14 protein-coding genes and 2 rRNA genes are annotated in these 17,983 nt (G+C 54.3%); 9 read left to right on the top strand and 7 right to left on the bottom strand.

Features of this window, described 5'->3' with window-relative positions:
• Nucleotides 1-57: 57 nt before the first annotated feature.
• Nucleotides 58-561, top strand: a complete 504-nt coding sequence (locus tag ABNS49_RS07070) for a flavodoxin domain-containing protein (protein ID WP_168353570.1) — start codon at nt 58-60, stop codon at nt 559-561.
• A 24-nt stretch (nt 562-585) separates the two neighbouring features.
• Here the strand turns inward: ABNS49_RS07070 and ABNS49_RS07065 are convergent, their stop codons facing one another.
• Genes ABNS49_RS07065 through ABNS49_RS07045 form a run of 5 tightly spaced genes read right to left on the bottom strand, consistent with a single transcriptional unit; the run spans nt 586 to nt 5,378 of the window.
• Nucleotides 586-1,284 carry an L-ribulose-5-phosphate 4-epimerase gene (locus tag ABNS49_RS07065; protein ID WP_135980131.1) on the bottom strand — a complete coding sequence of 233 codons (699 nt, stop codon included), beginning with the start codon at nt 1,282-1,284 and terminating at the stop codon, nt 586-588.
• Entirely contained in the window at nt 1,277-2,767 is a 1,491-nt protein-coding gene (locus ABNS49_RS07060) for a PTS transporter subunit IIC (protein ID WP_135980100.1), read from the bottom strand. The genes ABNS49_RS07065 and ABNS49_RS07060 overlap by 8 nt, the downstream gene beginning before the upstream one ends.
• Nucleotides 2,755-3,219: a PTS sugar transporter subunit IIA gene (locus ABNS49_RS07055; RefSeq protein ID WP_135980101.1), complete on the bottom strand. Its 465-nt coding sequence runs from the start codon at nt 3,217-3,219 to the stop codon at nt 2,755-2,757. The genes ABNS49_RS07060 and ABNS49_RS07055 overlap by 13 nt, the downstream gene beginning before the upstream one ends.
• A gap of 3 nt (nt 3,220-3,222) precedes the next feature.
• Nucleotides 3,223-3,510: a PTS sugar transporter subunit IIB gene (locus tag ABNS49_RS07050; RefSeq protein WP_016318293.1), complete on the bottom strand. Its 288-nt coding sequence runs from the start codon at nt 3,508-3,510 to the stop codon at nt 3,223-3,225.
• A complete protein-coding gene (locus ABNS49_RS07045; RefSeq protein ID WP_168353571.1) occupies nt 3,507-5,378 on the bottom strand; it encodes a BglG family transcription antiterminator in 1,872 nt (623 codons plus the stop codon). Before ABNS49_RS07045 ends, ABNS49_RS07050 begins: the two co-directional genes overlap by 4 nt.
• Before the next feature lie 178 nt (nt 5,379-5,556).
• Between ABNS49_RS07045 and ABNS49_RS07040 the strand changes: the two genes are divergently transcribed.
• The 3 genes from ABNS49_RS07040 (at nt 5,557) to ABNS49_RS07030 (ending at nt 8,226) form a co-directional block, all read left to right on the top strand.
• On the top strand, nt 5,557-6,315 hold the full coding sequence (locus ABNS49_RS07040; RefSeq protein ID WP_135980103.1) for a DeoR/GlpR family DNA-binding transcription regulator: 759 nt from the start codon (nt 5,557-5,559) through the stop codon (nt 6,313-6,315).
• A 113-nt stretch (nt 6,316-6,428) separates the two neighbouring features.
• Complete coding sequence (locus ABNS49_RS07035) at nt 6,429-7,250, top strand: transketolase (RefSeq protein WP_277820800.1); 822 nt, start codon at nt 6,429-6,431, stop codon at nt 7,248-7,250.
• Between the two features lies 1 nt (nt 7,251).
• Nucleotides 7,252-8,226 carry a transketolase C-terminal domain-containing protein gene (locus ABNS49_RS07030; protein ID WP_135980105.1) on the top strand — a complete coding sequence of 325 codons (975 nt, stop codon included), beginning with the start codon at nt 7,252-7,254 and terminating at the stop codon, nt 8,224-8,226.
• Nucleotides 8,227-8,845: 619 nt separating this feature from the next.
• Here the strand turns inward: ABNS49_RS07030 and ftsH are convergent.
• Nucleotides 8,846-10,735, bottom strand: a complete 1,890-nt coding sequence (gene ftsH, locus ABNS49_RS07025; RefSeq protein ID WP_135980106.1) for an ATP-dependent zinc metalloprotease FtsH — start codon at nt 10,733-10,735, stop codon at nt 8,846-8,848.
• Between the two features lie 277 nt (nt 10,736-11,012).
• Here ftsH and ABNS49_RS07020 point away from each other — a divergent pair, with 277 nt between their 5' ends.
• The 5 genes from ABNS49_RS07020 (at nt 11,013) to rrf (ABNS49_RS07000) (ending at nt 17,608) form a co-directional block, all read left to right on the top strand.
• Nucleotides 11,013-11,756: an alpha/beta hydrolase-fold protein gene (locus ABNS49_RS07020; protein ID WP_135980107.1), complete on the top strand. Its 744-nt coding sequence runs from the start codon at nt 11,013-11,015 to the stop codon at nt 11,754-11,756.
• A 39-nt stretch (nt 11,757-11,795) separates the two neighbouring features.
• A complete protein-coding gene (ilvD, locus tag ABNS49_RS07015) occupies nt 11,796-13,553 on the top strand; it encodes a dihydroxy-acid dehydratase (protein ID WP_135980108.1) in 1,758 nt (585 codons plus the stop codon).
• Nucleotides 13,554-13,648: 95 nt separating this feature from the next.
• Nucleotides 13,649-13,762 (top strand): 5S ribosomal RNA (gene rrf / locus ABNS49_RS07010).
• Between the two features lie 482 nt (nt 13,763-14,244).
• Nucleotides 14,245-17,307, top strand: coding sequence for a right-handed parallel beta-helix repeat-containing protein (locus tag ABNS49_RS07005; RefSeq protein ID WP_348688122.1), 3,063 nt, complete (start codon nt 14,245-14,247; stop codon nt 17,305-17,307).
• Between the two features lie 187 nt (nt 17,308-17,494).
• Nucleotides 17,495-17,608 (top strand): 5S ribosomal RNA (rrf, locus tag ABNS49_RS07000).
• A 51-nt stretch (nt 17,609-17,659) separates the two neighbouring features.
• Here rrf (ABNS49_RS07000) and ABNS49_RS06995 read toward each other — a convergent pair.
• Nucleotides 17,660-17,806, bottom strand: coding sequence for a hypothetical protein (locus ABNS49_RS06995; protein WP_289108471.1), 147 nt, complete (start codon nt 17,804-17,806; stop codon nt 17,660-17,662).
• Between the last annotated feature and the right edge of the window lie 177 nt (nt 17,807-17,983).

The following is a 17,983-nucleotide window of genomic DNA, read 5'->3' as shown; positions in this document are numbered from 1 at the left end:
TGGTTGCGGGAAAAACGCATTGCCTTCATAATAACGGAAAACAGGAGGAATGGGAAGATGATCGTGTATGGCAGTCATTATGGAACGGCGAAGTGGTACGCCGAAAAGCTGGGGGAAAAGCTGGGCGAGGAGGTCGTGTCTGTCGAGTCGTTTCGTGGCGCGAAGGAGCCGGTCGTGTTTGTGAGCGGCTTATACGCGGGCGGCTTCAAGGGGGCGAAGACGTTTCAAAAGCGGATAGACGGCACCAAATTCACGCTCGTGTCGTGCGGTCTGGCCGATCCGAAGGAGGAGAAAACGCGGCGGGAAATCGAACGCAACGCGCGTGCCGCGTTCAAGGATTGGGATGGTCCGCTCTTTTGCGTGCGGGGCGCCATCGACTACAGGCGGCTTTCGGTTTTGCATCGGGTGATGATGTGGATGATGAAAACCATGATTGTCAAAAAGGGGCTGGAAGCGGAAAACGAGGCTTTTTTAGCGACGTATGGAAGTCGCATTTCGTTTTGTTCCGAGGACCAGCTTGATCCAATCGTCGCATACCGGCAAAAAAACGAGCGGTTTTAGGGAGACGCTCGTTTTGGTTAAGGTTTATCGGGATTGTCCGTAATACGCGTGCGGACCGTGTTTTCGGGTAAAGTGTTTTTCAATCAAATGGCGCGGGGCGGGCGCGGCGTTTGGGCACACCATCGTGGTGATGGCCGCCATTTTCGCGGTTTCCTCAAGCACTTTGGCGTGGTATACCGCTTCGCCGGCGTCTTTTCCCCAGGCAAAGGGGCCGTGGTTTTTCACGAGAACCGCCGGGGTGTCGGACATGGCGATGGTTCGGGTCTGGAACGTTTCGACAATGACGTTTCCGGTGTTTTTTTCGTATTCGGCTTTTGTTTCGTCCGGGCGCATGGCGCGGGTGCAGGGGATGCTGCCCCGGAAGTAGTCGGCGTGCGTCGTGCCGAATGCAGGCAGGTCTTTGCCGGCTTGCGCGAACGCGGTCGCCCATGTCGAATGCGTGTGGACGATGCCGCCAATGGAGGGATCGGCCCGGTACAATGCCAAATGGGTCGGCAAGTCGGAGCTGGGACGAAGGCTGCCTTCGACGACGTGTCCGTTTAAATCGACGACGACCATGTCTTCGGGACGCATCGTTTCGTAGGCGACGCCGCTTGGCTTGATGACGACCAGGCCGCTTTCGCGCTCGATCGCGGACACGTTGCCCCAGGTGAACAGCACGAGGTCAAGATCGCGAAGGCGAAGGTTTTGTTTCCATACTTCGCGTTTGAGCGCGTCAAGCATCTTGCAAACCTGTTTCCAGCTCGGTTTCCTCGAGCGCGGTTTGTTTGGCCGCGGCTTTGCGTGCAGCTCTTCTCGCTTCGCGTTGTTTTTGTTTTTCGGCATCCGCCGCCGCGTCGAGTTTTTCCTCTTCGAGAATTTTTTTGCGGTTCCACATCGCCAGGCCAAGGGTGGCCACGATGAGCAGTGCGATCCAGATCCAGCCGTTGTTTACGACATGGACAAGCAGCCATGGAATCGGGTTCGAGCCGTAGTCGATGCTAGAAATGAGCGTCGCGCCTTCCGGAATCGGGAAGTGGCTTGCGGCTGCCGCGCTCGTGAAGAGCGGTGCCAGACTCGTGCCGATCATCAGTCCGCCGCCCATGACGACGATGCCAATCAGGAACGTGCGGAAGAAGTCGCCTTTCGTGACGGCGACGATGAGCGGGAACTGGAAGCAGATGCCGCACAAGCCCACAAGCGGCAGGAACTCGTTGCCTGGCAAAACGATGGCCAGCAGCAGAGTGACGGGTACCATGAGCACGGACATCGCCAGCACGACCGGATGGCCGATACCGGCAGCGCAATCCAACCCGATGTACACTTTGCGTCCGGCGAATTTTTTCTGAATGATGGCCTGGATGCCTTCGGAAACCGGGATGATGCCTTCCATGAGGATGGCGGCCATCTTTGGCGTGATGACCAAAACGGCCGACACGGTGACGCCCATCACAAGGATTTGCGAAATCTTTTCCGAAACGGAGAGCTCTGGCATGAAGGCGAAGCCCGCGACGCCCAGCAGCACGCCGACGATCAGACCGAGGATGGCCGGGTCGCCAAACAGGCCCATTTTCTTGTTGATGGTTTTCTCGTCCAAATGAATCTTGTTCAAACCGGGCACTTTGTCGATCGCTTTATCCATGACCCAGGCGATGGGAACGAACGAGGCCGCCAGCCCGTGCGGGAACGTGATGCCCGGCAAGCCGAGCACTTCCTCGGTCGCCTTGGCCATGCGGTCGGCGATGACCATGATGACGACCATGTTCACGGAAGCGAGGATGAGCGATAAAAACATGTTGTGGGTCAAGGCGTAGACGATCGAGCCGGAAAAGGCGAAATGCCAGAAGTCCCAAATGTCGACGTCCACGGTTTTGGTGGATTTGGTCAAAAGCATGATGACGTTGATCAGGATGCCAAGGGGAATCATCGTGACGCCGACCGCCGTTCCGAAGGCGATGGCCGAGGCGCTTGGCCATCCAACGTCGATGACGGTCAAATTCAATCCAAACAGCTTGACCATGTTGTCGACCGCGGGCTGGACGACGTCCGTCAAAATCGTGACGGTGGCGTTCAATCCGATAAAGCCGATTCCGACTAGAAGGCCGCCTTTTAAGGCGCGCAGGAACGGAACGCGGATGCACACACCGATGAGCGTAATCAAGATCGGCATCATGACCGTTGGGCCAAGATCAATAATAAACTGAATCGCGTTTGTTATGACAGACATACTGCATCTCCTTTCACACAACTTTTGAGCAATTCGGCAATGACTTCCGGCTTTTTCTCGCTGGACAGGCGGTCCATGAGCGCCCGGTCGTTAAAGCGGGACATCAAACCGGAAAGCAACGGCATTTGGTCGCTTTTGTTTTTGACAAGAAGGATAAAAATCATTTCCGCGTCCACCGGGTCGCCCGAGCACATTTCCTGAAATGCGAGCGGTTTTCGCGGCCGGATGAACACCAGGCCGGGCCGCTCGATGCATTCGCTGTCCGTGTGCGGGATGGCCAGCTGGTGTCCCGGAATTTTCAATCCGGTTGGAAACTGCCGCTCGCGCCGGGCCAGAGCGCCTTGGTACGTGTCGTTGACGTAGCCGTGCTCGAGCAGCCAGCCGCTCATCGTTTCGAACAGCTCGTCCTTCGAGGCGAAATCGGCATCGAGGAAAATCAAACTGGTATCCATGATCTACAGCTCCAAAATGTCGAGAATTTCGTCGACGCAATCGTCCATGCCGATGGAAGTGATGAAGGGAAGGCCGAACACGACGGGCGTGCCATAGTCGCCTTCCACGCGGGACGTGGTGACGACGACATCATAGTTTTCGGCGTTCATCGGCAAGTCGGCCACGGAGCATTGTCCATAGGCGACTTGATCCGCCAGCCCTTCTTCCGCCATTTTCGCTTGTAGTTTTTGCAAAGCCACCGTGCTGGTGCATACGCCTGCGCCGCAGGCGACAAGAATTTTCTTTTTCATAAAATGTCCTCCTCATTGAACGCATCCATCAAAAGATCAAGATGCCGTGTATTGATAAATTCTTTTATTTTCATCGTTGTGTTGAGCCGCTGGTAAAGCCGGAGAAAAAATCCGTTTTCCTTTTTCAGGAATTCCTTGCTGACGGCGATCATGAGCACGACCTGGACCATGCCGTATTCCCAGACGATTGGTTTTTCCAGCACCGCGACCGCGATCGCCGGACGAACAACCGTCCCCGCCATGCAGTGCGGCACCGCCAGCAAATTGCCGATTTCCGTCGTGCCGAGTTGTTCGCGCTGCCAAAACGAGTCGCGCGCCGTTTCGTCCACGAAGCCTTCGCGCCACAACCGGTTCGACAAGACGTCCAAAACCTCCTGCCGGCTCATGGGCGGCAAATGGTCGAAAAACAAAGACGGTTGGAACAGCGCGCGAATCGGAACGGGTTCGCCATCCGTTTGGATGAACCGTTGAATGGAGCGAATGTCCTGTTCGGCAAGCAGCGGCGAGATGTGGATCCAGGGCAGGCTGACTTCCGAGGGAAGCTGCACCGTCGACAAAATCAAGTCGGCGTCCCGGGGACGAAGCGTCGTGGCCTGCCGCATCGTAAACGTGCCGGTCAAATCGAGCTGTTCGCGGAAGATGTCGTTGATTTTGGCGAGCAGCAGCAAGCTGGTTCCCATGCCGGTTGTGCAGACGAGCGCCACTTTTTTGCGCCGGTCCTTTCCGTAGCGGCCCCGGAAGAGGGAGCCGCCGATGTGCACGGCCAAATAGCCGACTTCCGTTAGCGGAAACATGCAGCCAAAAAGCGACTGAAGCCGGACGGACAAGATTTGCGCCAGTTCCATCGCGTACGGATACTGGCGGCGAATGTCGTCCAAAATCGGATTCTCGATGACCATGCCGCGCTTGAGCCGCACGAGGGCGACGCTTAAATGCGCGACGAGCCCGTCGATGAGTACGGAATCTTGACGAAGGCCGGTTCCATACAAATGGTCGACTTCCACGAGGCTTTTTTGTACCGCCTTGTCCAAAGACTGGCTCGTTTGGGCGTCGAACCGAAACGAGAGCGATCGTTTTTGGGCGGCCATGTGCCAGGCCAGGTTTTCGATTTCGCCATCGGGCAGCTCGATTTGCACCGCGTGTTTCAAATCATCGGCCAGCCGCGTGGCGGGCTGGAGAAACTGGCGGGGCGCCGCGTGGGCGCAGGAGAGCGCCATGCCTTTTTGCAGCCGGAACAGCGCGACTTGCACGTGCAGGAACAAGTTGGCGATTCCCGCCTCGCTGAGAGCGAGGTTTTCCGCGTCCAGCGCGTCTTCGACGAGTTCGTGGATGCGGCGCTGCTGCATGGCTTGCAGTCCGAAGTCGGGGCTGATTTTTCCGCTGCGGATCAAGTGGAGCAGACAGCTGCGGATTTGTTCCTCGCCGCCTTCGAGCCGAAGTCCTTGTCCGAACCGGACGAGGGAAAGGCCGAATCCGTCCAGATCCTCTTTTACAAGGTGGATGTCGTTTTTGATGGTCGACTCGCTGACGTACAACCGGGCCGCCAGATCGGGAACGCTGGCGGTTTCGTTCATTAAGAAGAAACCGGCCAGCCAGCATACGCGCTCGGACTGGGTTTCCGGAATGTCCAGCCGGGCCTCCAGCAGGGAGGCCAGTCGTTCGCGGGAGGGGCCTTGCAGCGAGCAAGCGCCTTTTTGCAGGACGATGGAGCATTCCGTATCCTTTAGAGCGTGATTGAGGCGCCTCAAATCTCTGCGGATCGTCTTTTCGGAAACGTTGAGCGAAGCCGCGACTGCGTCCAGCCGCAATGGCCGGTCTGCTTTGCCAAGCAGCCGGATCAATTCGATTTCCCGTTTTCCAGCATCCATATCCATTCCTCCTTTGACGCTTTCATTATTACAGGAAAACGCTTTCATGAACAGACATCCTTTGTCTTTTGCGAAGGACAACCTTTGTCTGTTTGCTTTCGTGCCTTTTCCTTTTGTTTCGAAAACGAAAAAGAGATACAATAAGACCGACAAGCCATCCGGAAGCGGGGGTGATGGAATGATGGCAGAAGAAAGGCTGAGCCGAATCGAGCAGATGACCAACGAAAAAGGGTACGTGTCTACGCGGGATCTGGCTGGCGCGCTGCAAGTGAGCGAGCCGACGATTCGTTCCGACTGCAAAGAGCTCGAAAAACAAGGGCGCGTCATCCGCGTGCATGGCGGGGCCAAGAGCCGGCGCACCCGGGGCATTTTGACGCAATCATCGGAAAAGGACATGGACGACCGGCAGGGCCACGAGCAGGCGGAAAAAGACGCGTTGTGCCGGTACGCGGCCAGCCTCGTCCAGGACGACGACTGTATCTTTATTGACGGGGGCACGACGTTCGCCACGATTTTGGATCATCTCAAAGGAAAACGGGTGCGGGTCGTGACGCACAGCCAAATTATTTTGAACAGCTTTACGAGCGAGAATGGCGAATTGTTCATGATTGGCGGCAACTACAGCCCGCAATATAAAATGAATCTCGGGCCCGCCGCGCTGGCGGATCTGGATTCGTTCAACTTTCAATACGCGTTTTTGAGCTGCGCCGGGGTGGATATCGACCGGCGGAAAGCGTACACTGCCGAGCTGGAAACGGCGGAAGTGAAAAAAAAGGCGATGAAGCTGGCGGAAAAATCGTTTTTGATTATCGACAGCTCGAAGCAAAAAATCAAAGGGTTTTACAGCTTCGCGGATCTGGACGAGTTTGACGGCATCATCACCGACCGCACCGACCAGGAGGTTCCCGACCATTTCATTATTCCGGAAGAAAATTGATTTCTTTCGGTTTTTTATTTTATTCCGCCATAAACGAAAATATTCGAAAATAATTGTTGCGAATTCGAAAATATTCTGCTATATTTCAAGCGTAAACGAAAATATTGAGAAAAATTCGAAAAGATTGGAGCGATAAACGTATGAACACCAGCATTCTTCTTTCGCACAGCCGCCAGGCGCGCCGCCACATTGTCGAGATGGTCGCCGCCGCTGGCTCGGGCCATCCGGGCGGATCGTTGTCGTGCACGGATGTGCTCACCTGGCTTTACGACGAGGAAATCGACTTGAACGACCCAATGCGGGACCGGCTCGTGCTTTCTAAAGGGCACGCCGCCCCGGCCCTGTACGCCCAGCTCGCGGTGCATGAGCGGATCGACCCTGAGGAACTGCTCACGCTGCGCAAGCTGGGATCCCGGCTGCAAGGCCATCCCAACATGGCGGACCTTCCCGATGTGGATATGAGCACCGGCTCGCTGGGGCAGGGGCTGTCGGTTGCTGTCGGTATGGCGTGGGCGGACCGGTACTTGGGGCGTGCGCGCCGGACGTGGTGCGTATGCGGCGATGGCGAGTTCGAGGAAGGACAGATTTGGGAAGCCGTCATGGCGGCCGCCAAATACAAACTGGCCAATTTGACGTTGTTTTTGGATGAAAACGGATTGCAGATCGACGGCAAGGTGCTCGACGTGGGCGGAATGGACGACTATGCCGGCGCGTTGAAGGCGTTTGGCTGGAACGTGCTGGAAATCGACGGCCACGATTTCGGGCAAATCGAAACGGCGGTCGCTTGCGCAAAAGGAAGCGGGATGCCAAGCGCGTTTGTTTGTCATACGGTAAAAGGAAAAGGCGTGTCGTATATGGAAAATGTCGCGGGCTGGCATGGCAAGGCGCCAAACGCCGAGCAGGCGCGGCAGGCGTACGAGGAGTTGGAGGCATAATATGAAAGAAGCAACAAGACAAGCGTTTGGCAAGGCGCTGGCGGAAGCGGCCGCGCGCGATCCGCGCATCATCGCGCTGGATGCGGATTTGGCGCCGGCCACGAAAACGGACGAAACGAAAAAAGCGGTTCCCGCGCAGTTTTTGCAGACGGGCATCGCGGAAGCGAACATGGTCGGCATCGCGGCGGGCCTGGCGGTTTCGGGATTGAAGCCGTTCGCTTCGAGTTTCGCGATGTTTCTGGCGGGGCGGGCGTACGAGCAGGTGCGCAATAGCATCGCCTACCCGGGTCTGGATGTGAAGTTGTGCGCGACGCACGCCGGGATCACGGTGGGCGAGGATGGAGGCAGCCATCAATGCGTGGAGGATATCGGCTTGATGCGCATGCTGCCGGGGATGATGGTGCTTCAGCCTGCCGACAGCGTGGAGGCGGCCGCCATGGTTCGATATTTGGCCGGCGTGCCGGGACCGGCTTATTTGCGGCTTTCCAGAGCGGCGGTCGAATCGGTGTTTGACGATGCATACGAGTTTGTGCCGGGGGAGTTGCGGCAAGTGCGGCCGGGGCGTTCGATCGCGTTTGTCGCCAGCGGCGTCATGGTGCGTGAGTGCGTCGATGCCGCCCAGCGGCTGGAAAGCGCGGGAATCGACGGCGCGGTGTACAACTTGTCGACGATTAAACCGCTCAACAAAGCGCGGCTGGACGAGATCGTGAACGCTTACGACCTCGTGTATGTGGCGGAGGAACACTTGAAGGCGGGCGGCATTTGGTCGGCTGTTATGGAAACGGTGGACGCGCCGCAAAAGGTGAAGTCGATCGCGATCGAGGATCGGTTTGGCCAAAGCGGCAGCGTGGCGGCGCTAATGGAGGAGTATGGCTTGAGCGCGGCTGCCATAGAAAACCGGGTGCTGGAGGATCAACGTGCGTCGCTGGCGATGGGAATCGAGCAAATCGCCATGGCGGGCATTCGTCGCGCGTAGAAGAAAAGCGGGAACGTGAAGTGGATCCAAGAATCACGTTCCCGCTTTTTTAGACAAAAACATCAGTATAACTATCGAATTTCGAAACAGAACTAAAAATAGCCTGCTTTTGAGCAAAAAACGGGGGAAAAAACATGGTTTTTTCGCTGAATTTCGAAATTTCAAAAATTGCTTCTCTACTGCGGGCCTTTTACAGGGGAAAAAGTATGGATAAAGGAAAGAGAAGAAGGAATAAGAACAGAAGATTTTTCTTTTACTGGCTTTGCTCAAAATATCCAGATTTCGAAATTGGATTGAAAAAGGCATGATTTTAAGCAAAAAACGGGCTGAATTTCAATGATTTGGAGTGAAATTTCGAAACAAAGCCATTGACACGAAAAATACGGATTGGAAAAGAGATAGGTCGATTTGAAGGCTTTTTTTGTCGCTGATGGAAAAACGTTACAAATAGCTCGAATTCTTGACAGAAAAACGTTACAACACTGAAATGAAAATAGGCGATGCCTGAATGGAAGCGCAAAATGTGCATGCGATCGAGGCTAAAAAAATCCATTGACGGAACAATCAAAAAGGAGATGTCGGCATTTTGACATCTCCCAATTTTTTTAAAATTTATATACTAGTTGTTTTGCCCGCCAGGCAGTTCGGCCGGCTTGTTCAGGATTTCCATGAACTGCTCGCCGGTAATCGTTTCCTGTTCGTACAGGTATTTGGCGAGTTCATGCAGTTTCATTTTGTTGTCGGAAAGAATCTGGTACGCGTCGTTGTACGCCTTTTTGATCAAGTCGATGACTTCCTGGTCGATTTGCGCCGCGGTTTCATTCGAGCAGGCGAGCGTCGTGTCGCCACCCAAATACGCGTTGTTGACCGTTTCCAGAGCGGTCATGCCGAAGTGATCCGACATGCCCAGCCGCGTGATCATGGCGCGGGCAAGCTTGGTCGCCTGCTCGATATCGTTGCTGGCGCCGCTTGTGATCGAGTTGAAGATAAGATCCTCGGCAGCGCGTCCGCCACAATACGTCATGATGCGCTGGTACGCCTCTTCTTTGGAAAGCAGATTCGTTTCCTCTTCCTCGACTTGCATCGTGTATCCAAGCGCGCCCTTCGTGCGCGGAATAATCGTGATCTTGTGCACCGGCGCCGTGTTTTTCGACTTGGCGGCGACCAGGGCGTGGCCAATCTCGTGATAGGAAACGATCATTCGTTCCTTTGGCGAGATGACGGCGCCTTTTTTCTGCTCGCCGGCGATAACGGTTTCAATCGCCTCTTCCAAATCGCGCTGCGTCACCTGCTTGCGTCCGTCGCGGACAGCGAGCAGCGCGCCCTCGTTAATAATATTGGCCAAATCGGCACCGCTCGATCCGGCAGCCGCTCGGGCAACCGCGTTGTAGTCGATTTCCGGCGACGCTTTCACATTGGCGGCGTGCAGCTTCAAGATGGCTTCGCGCCCTTGCAAGTCCGGCAGTTCCACCGGAATGCGGCGGTCGAAACGTCCAGGACGGGTCAGGGCCGCGTCCAGCGTGTCGGGCCGGTTGGTCGCCGCCAGCAGGACGACGCCTTTCGATCCGTCGAATCCATCCATTTCGGCCAGCAGCTGGTTGAGCGTCTGCTCGCGCTCGTCGTTGCCGGAAATACCGCCCGAGTCACGTTTTTTCCCGACGGTGTCGATCTCGTCGATGAAGACGATGCATGGCGCTTTTTCGCGCGCCTGCTTGAACAGGTCACGCACTTTGGCGGCGCCACGTCCGACAAACATTTCGACAAATTCCGAACCGGAAATCGAGAAGAACGGCACGCCCGCCTCGCCAGCAACCGCTTTGGCAAGCAAGGTTTTACCAGTTCCCGGAGGACCGACAAGCAGCGCACCTTTTGGCATCTTCGCGCCGATTTCCTGATACTTTTTCGGATTGTTCAAAAAGTCGACGATTTCTTTCAAGTTGTCTTTGGCTTCCTCCTGGCCGGCAACGTCCTTGAAGGTCGTTTTTGTCTTTTCGCCGACATACACCTTGGCGTTGCTTTTGCCCAGGTTGCCCATGCCAAAACCACTGCCGAATCCACCACCCTGGGTGAAGGACATCTGGTCTGGCATGTCGCCCATTTTCTTTTGCATGCGGCGAAAAAACCACGTGCCCAGTCCCCACAAAATGAGGAGCGGCAGGAAAAACGAGATCAGCGACATGAGAATTGGGTTCATTTGACTGGTCGGAACCTGGGTGAACGTGGCACCCGAGTCGCGCAGGCGGTTGACAAGGTCAGGATCGTTCATCGCCAGCGTTTCATAGCGCTGTTTTTCGTCGCCCTTGAGCGTGTACGTGATGGTGTTGTCCTGGATTTGGACTTTGTCGACTTTCTTTTCCTCCACCTGATCCAGGAACGTCGAATACGACTCGTCCTGAATGCTTTGGGAAGAGAGGAACGGCATCAGGACCCAGTTGAGGACCAGGATGACGAGCAGGATGATCATATAGTAGTTGTAAAGCGATTTTTTTGACTTTTTATTTCGATTCATTCGAGTCTCCTTCTTAAAGTTAAACCCATTATACATTCTTTTAGCAAAGTTTCAACAGGAGTGCTAACCAATGCATTATTTCACATAAATTTCATGGGAGGTTCCCATTGTAGCACAAGATGTTTAAAAGAAACCATACATTTTCTTCCGTTTGGACATTTCCGGGCACTTGTTCGAAAGCGCTTTAAAAATCGTGCGAAGCGGCGTTTTCATTTCCGTCCGGAGCCCGTATAATAAAGGCGAAAGTTTCACAGAAAGCATAGGAGGAGATTAGATTATGATTGTTAAAATTCCTTTCCGCGTCGATCCCCTCGAGCGGGAAACGACGCTCCACGTCTATGTTCCCGACGACTATGAGCAGCGGGACGAGCGCTATCCCGTCATGTACATGTACGATGGGCATAATTTATTCGACGACGGCGACGCCACATACGGGAAATCGTGGGGACTGGCCGCGTTTTTAGCGCGTTACGACAAACCTTTTCTCGTAGTCGGAATCGAATGCGACCACCGCGGCCGCAACCGGCTCGACGAGTATTGTCCTTACGAGGTTCGCTCCTCGATTTTAGGAGAAATCCATGGCAAGGGGGAATTGTTCATGGACTGGGTCGTCAACACGCTCAAGCCTTACATTGACGAAAACTTCCGGACGTATCCGGATCGGGAGGCGACCGGCATCGCGGGCAGCTCGATGGGCGGGCTGATGGCGTATTACTCGGTCATTCGCTACAACAAGGTGTTTTCCAAAGCGGCGTGCTTGTCGCCTTCGCTGATGGTTTGCCCGGAGCAGCTGAAACACGAGATCAAAGAAGACTGGATCCATCCCGATACCCGGGTGTATTTAAGTATGGGGACAAAAGAGTTTGGCTCAAGACACATTCAGCTCTTTCCGTATCTCGACCATTTCGCCCAGCTCGTCCAGCCGGCGATGACGAAGACGCATGTCGTGCGGGATGGCGAGCACAACGAAGCGAGCTGGGAACAGCTGAACGAGGAATATTTTGACTATTTGTGGAAATGACGAAAAGGACGAGGCACTGTCCTTTTTTAGGAGGAAGAAATGAACAAAAAACCACTGCCTTCCCAGGCGACACGGGCGATCGCGCCCGAATGGGATCCGCTGCGGCGGGGAACGGGATGGACGGACGCCGAATTGGCGAAACCGCAAATTTACATTCAAAGCACATTTGGCGACTCGCATCCGGGATCGGTCCATTTGGACCGGCTCGTGGAAGCGGCGCGTCTGGGCGTCGCGCAAGCGGGAGGCAAGGGCGCCCGCTATTTTACGACGGATATGTGCGATGGCGAAAGCCAGGGAACCGACGGAATCAACTATTCGCTGGCTTCCCGGGAAATGATGGCCAACCTCATCGAGATCCAGGCCGGCGCCACGCCCTTTGACGGCGGTCTTTTTATCGCCAGCTGCGATAAAGGGCTGCCCGCCTCGCTTATGGGGCTGGCGCGCGTCAACATTCCTTCGATCGTCGTGCCCGGTGGCGTGATGGCGGCCGGACCGGATTTGCTGACGCTCGAACAGCTGGGCATGTACTCGGCCCGGTACGAACGGGGCGAAATCGACAAGGAAACGCTGGATTGGGCGAAAGGAAACGCCTGTCCGGGATGCGGGGCGTGCTCCTTTATCGGGACGGCGTCGACGATGCAAATTCTGGCGGAAGCGCTCGGACTCGCGCTGCCGGGCAGCGCGTTGCTGCCCGCCGATTCCCGGGATTTGGAGCAATGCGCCCAGGAAGCGGGCCGGCGCATCGTGGACATGGCGCGCGAGCAGACGCTTTGTCCGCGCACCATCCTGACAAAGGAGGCGTTTGAAAACGCGATCCTTGTGCACGCGGCGATTTCGGGAAGCACGAACTCGCTGCTCCATTTGCCGGCGATCGCCCACGAGGCGGGAATTTCGATTGACGGGGACACGTTTGACAGACTGCATCGCGACGCCCGCTATTTGCTGGATTTGCGCCCGGCTGGGCGCTGGCCGGCGGCGTTTTTTAGCGGAGCGGGCGGCGTTCCGGCCATCATGGAGGAAATCAAGGACCATCTGCATTTGGACTGCATGACCGTCACAGGCAAAAGCGTGGGGGAAAACTTGCGGTTGCTGCAAGAAAACGGATATTACGAGCGGTGCGCCCGTCGGCTGGAGGCGATCAACAGGCAATACGGCTTGCGATTGAAAAAGGAAGACATCATTCGCCCTTATGAAAAGGCGCTGGGCAAGGATGGCTCGATCGCGGTGCTGAAAGGAAACCTGGCGCCGGAAGGCGCGGTGATCAAACATACTGCGTGTCCGCCGGTGATGTTTGAGGCGGTATTGCGGGCGCGTCCGTTTGACTCGGAAGAGGAAGCCATCCGGGCGGTTTTGAATCACGACATCAAGCCGGGGGACGCGGTGTTGATTCGCTACGAGGGGCCCAAAGGAAGCGGCATGCCGGAAATGTTTTACACGTCGGAGGCGATTTCCTCGGACCGGGAGCTGGGGAAAACGATCGCGTTGATTACGGATGGTCGATTTTCGGGCGCGTCGACCGGCCCGGTCGTCGGTCATGTGTCGCCGGAAGCGCAGGCCGGCGGCCCGATTGCGCTTGTCGAGGAAGGCGACCTCATCCATTTGGACGTGAAGGGCCGGGTTTTGGAAATCGTCGGGATCCACGGACAGAAAAAAACGCCATCCGAAGTCGAGGCGGTTCTCCAGCAGCGAAAAGCGCGGTGGCAGGCGCGGCCAAGCCGGTATTCGTCGGGGGCGCTGGCTATTTTTTCCAAATTCGCGGTTTCGCCAATGAAGGGCGCCTACATCGAAATCGAATAAAAAGACGATCCGGGAAAGAAGATCCATTTCTTTAAGAAAAAAAATCAATTTTTTTCTTGCGTTCGGGAGTGAAAAAGTGTATATTCTTTCTTGGATTTAGTGATGATAGCGAAGAGGAAATACCTGTTCTCGTACCGAACACAGAAGTCAAGCTCTTCTGCGCCGACGATAGTTGGCTTCGCGCCTGCGAAAATAGGACGTTGCTAAGTCTTTTTTTGTTGGCTGATCCCAAAAGGGGTCGGCCTTTTTTTGATGCAAGTCCCTGACGCGCGAAGGATGGTTTTCGCCTGATTTTCCGGCAAAATGAAACCGTTTTCCCTTTGGGCCTCCATAAATCAAAAAGGAACTGATTTTGATTTATTTAAAGGAAAAATGGGGATTTTATATTTTTTATCAAAATGTATCATAAAAAAGAGTACTTTAATTGATTTATTCATCGCAGGCCATTATGGTGAGAGGGAAGCTGGACCGTACAAAAAACCACAAAAACAAAAAATTGTAAACACGAGGGGTGACGTGTTCACGGGGGTCGATTCGTCCAAAAGGACGATTTTTTTTAGAATACGCAAGATTTTGCGAAAGAACACGTCACCGATCGGACCGAGGGGGAAACCGGTGATTTTTTTGTGCGTGATTGGATGGAAAAGCGGATCGAGCGCCATGGAATCGGGCGCTCTAGAAAGGCGATCAAATGGATAAATCAAGAAAAAGGCGCATAAGTCGCGGGACAGCGATGGCGGTTGCGCTTTCTTTATCGTGTACACCGGCGCTGGCCGCTTCGTTTGACGACGTGCAAAACGCCGTCGACGGGGACACGAGCGCGGGTGTTTGGATCGAGGATTCGGAAAAAGCGAATCATTACGGATACGGAGATAAAAACGAGGACACCGGGTATTATGGCGTGGAATCGTGGGGCGACGCAGCAAGCGTGGATGGTCGCACGGTGCAGCTTTACGAGGATGTCACGAAAGAAGACGGCACCCGCTCCGGTATCGAAGTGGGGGCGGAAGATGGCAACGTGTCGCTGGATTTGAACGGAAACGACATGGTATCCGACCACTATGACCCAGAGGAGGGGGCAAGCGATAACGGAACGCCGGCTTTGGGAAAAAGCTATGGCTCGGTTGTCAAAGTCGGCCAGGACGCCAGCTTGACGATCAAAGACACAAGCAGCGAGGAAACGGAAAAACAAGGAAATATTTCCGGTGGTTTCGGAGCGTGGGACGGCGACGGCGGAGTGCAAGTCGATGGCGGCACGGTCAATCTGGAAGGCGGGAATATTTCCAACAACGCCAGCTATGTGGATGGCGGCGGTATTGGCGTCAAAAATGGCGGGACCCTTCATATGAGCGGCGGAAGCGTGCATGACAACCAAAATGGCGGTATCCGGATTTCCGGCAGCGAAAGTGCCTTTCATATGACGGGTGGAACGATCACCGGCAACAATGGACAGGGCGTCCATGTGGCGAATGGTTCCCAAGTAACGCTCGATAACGGAGAAATCACGAAAAATAAAAACTCGGGTATCTATTTTGAAGACGGCGGCGATTTGACGATGAATGGCGGCCTCATCGCTGAAAACACGAGCAACAACGGCGCGGGCGTGTACTTGAACGACCATCCGGTTTGGAAGAACACCGCGTCCATGACAATGAATGGCGGTACGATTCGCGACAACAAGTCCACCGTGTATGGCGGCGGGATTTATTTGGAAGGGCGCTCGACGCTGACTCTTAACGACGGTTTGATTGCCGGCAACGAGGCGGGCTATTCGGGTGGCGGCATCGGCGGCGGAAGCGTTGTCATGGACGGGGGCACGATTACCCGAAACCGCGCGCACCATTTTGGCGGTGGAATCAACAGCAATCAAGTGACGATGGAAAATGGTTCGATCACGGGCAACATTGCCGAAGAACACGGCGGTGGCGGCGTGTCCGCGAAAGATTTCACGATGAACGATGGCTTGATTCAAGGCAACTCGGCCGATTATGGCGGCGGACTCAACGTGTCCCGACAAATGCGGCTGCATGGCGGCACGATTGCCGACAACATTGCGACCGGCAGCGAGGGTGGCGGAATCCATTTGGCGGGCAACGGCGTGATCGAGGCGCAAAACGGCAACGTGTCCATTCGCGGCAACAAGACGCTCACAAAAGACGACCTTGGCGGCGGCGGGATTTACGTCAACGCGTCCGGACGTCTGGAACTGATGAATGTCGTCATCACACAGAACACGGCGGGTACGATGGGTGGCGGTCTGGCCGCGTGCCATACGGGACGAAATTTCGTGTATGCCACGGATGGCGGCGCGATTTTTGACAACACGGCCAACGGCGTGGCGCTGGAAACGTATTTCAAAGTCAACAACGACGTCGATGGCGGCGACATTTGGAAATCGTGGACCCCGGCGCAGCGGAAGTTGTTTATGCGCGCGGCCAACGATATTTTCACGGCGGGTGTGAATGGCTATGGCGATTCGTACAACCGGGACTACAACGCCGGCGCGCTGTTTGGCAACGTCATGCTCGGCTATGGAAAGCAAATGGACGATTTGGAAAATATGACGACCGAGCAAATGCAGGATGTGGCGAAGCACTTAAGCAACTACACCGGCTATCGAGTATCGGTGGCCGAGCCCGATAAGCTCAACGAAGTTGACGCCGGCAACAACGGAACGATTTATAGCGACCGCTTCCTCGTTTTGACGGCCCATCCATCCGAAGAGGGAAAGCGGGCCGCGATGGAAAACGGAAACGTGTTCATTACGGACAATGAAGCGGTATACAACGATGGGGGCGGGATCGCCAATAACGGGATTTTGATCATTGGCAAGGAAACCCAGGGAATCAGCACGATGCCGGATGTCTTTCTCGCCAAAACGTGGCTGAATACCGAAGGCCAACAAAACGAGTTGAAAGGCGACGACTTCTCTTTCGAGCTGAAAGGCGGCCAGGTCGCCGATGAAAACGGCCAGGCGATCGAAAACGCCGAGCGGAAAACACTGAAAGTCAAAAACGACGCGGAGGGTAACGCGGCATTTGAAATGTTCAACAACGGTTTTTTGACGAAGCCGGGCACCTATCAGTTTACCTTGTATGAAAACCGGGATGAAAGCCTGGAAAAAGCCAGATTGCGTTTCGACCAGTCCGAATACCGCATCACGTTGAACACCCGCATCGAGGAGAAAACCGGAACGATCGCGCACAAACCGTATAAAGTGAAAACGCTTGTTTTGGATTCCTGCAAAGTCGAACGGACAAAAGACGCGGAGGGCAGGACGCTGGAAGCGCCGGAAACGCTTGACTTCAAGACGGGCGACCGCGTTCGATTTGAAAACACGACTCGTCCGGAAGAGCCGGAAAAACCAGTCGACCCAGTTGATCCGGTCGATCCGATTGACCCGTTTGAACCGGAATTTCCGGTGGAACCCGTGGATCTGGTCAATCCGGATGATTTAAAGAAAACGGTGCAGCCGGAAGAACCATCAAAAAAAGATCAAAAGATGCCGGAAAACCCGACGGAACAAAACGACAAGGAACCACATCGCGAGTCATCGAAAAAATCGGCAAGCCTGGTTTCGACTTCGACAACGCGACAAAAAACGAAGGCTTCCGGCATCGCGCGTGCTTCCACGACAAAGAAATCGCCAAACACAGGCGTGTCTTTGATGACAAAATTGCATGAAAATCTCATCGCGCTTTCCGGGCTTGGTATTGCGGGATTGTGGTTTGGACGAAAAAAGAAACAAAAATAGAAAGAGAGTGGAAAGGGACGGGACCCCGTGGTTTTGGAGAAAATCCAAAAAATTCCCCGATCTGAAGAAGATATTGATACGATTCGACATCTTCTTTTCATTTGAAAAGAGAAATTTTAAAGAAAAAATAAAAAAAGTGAAATTTCCTCTTGCGTTTAACGTGGAAAAAGCGTATATTAATCAAGGATTTAGTGATGATAGCGAAGAGGAAATACCTGTTCTCGTACCGAACACAGAAGTCAAGCTCTTCTGCGCCGACGATAGTTGGCTTCGCGCCTGCGAAAATAGGACGTTGCTAAGTCTTTTTTTTATGTTAGAAAGCCGGTCAATCGAAGGATGGCCGGCTTTCTAATCAGTCGTCTTTTTTAGAATGGTCGAATTTTTCCTGGTACTCATCCAATGAGTACATTTTCTGGTCCTCGTTTTCCGGTTTCTGGCATGCCGAAAGCGCGCCCATCAAAATGGCACCAGCAACCCATATCCAACTTCTTTTTTTCATGTGTGTATTTTCCTTTCTATGATATAAAAGATATTTTATTGTGTTGCGAAAGAAAAGAGGAATGGGGAAAACGGTTATAAATATGGAAAGGTTGTCTAGGTCTTCCGGATTTCATTTGGTGGAAAAGAAACAAATAACGTTTAAATAATAGAACAAAAAGAGCGAAAATGTTTTGTT

The organism is uncultured Dubosiella sp., assembly GCF_964018005.1.
Classification (GTDB): Bacteria; Bacillota_I; Bacilli_A; order Erysipelotrichales; family Erysipelotrichaceae; genus Dubosiella; species Dubosiella muris.
Note: the sequence above shows the minus strand (reverse complement) of the source record. Positions and strands in the feature narration are given on the sequence as shown.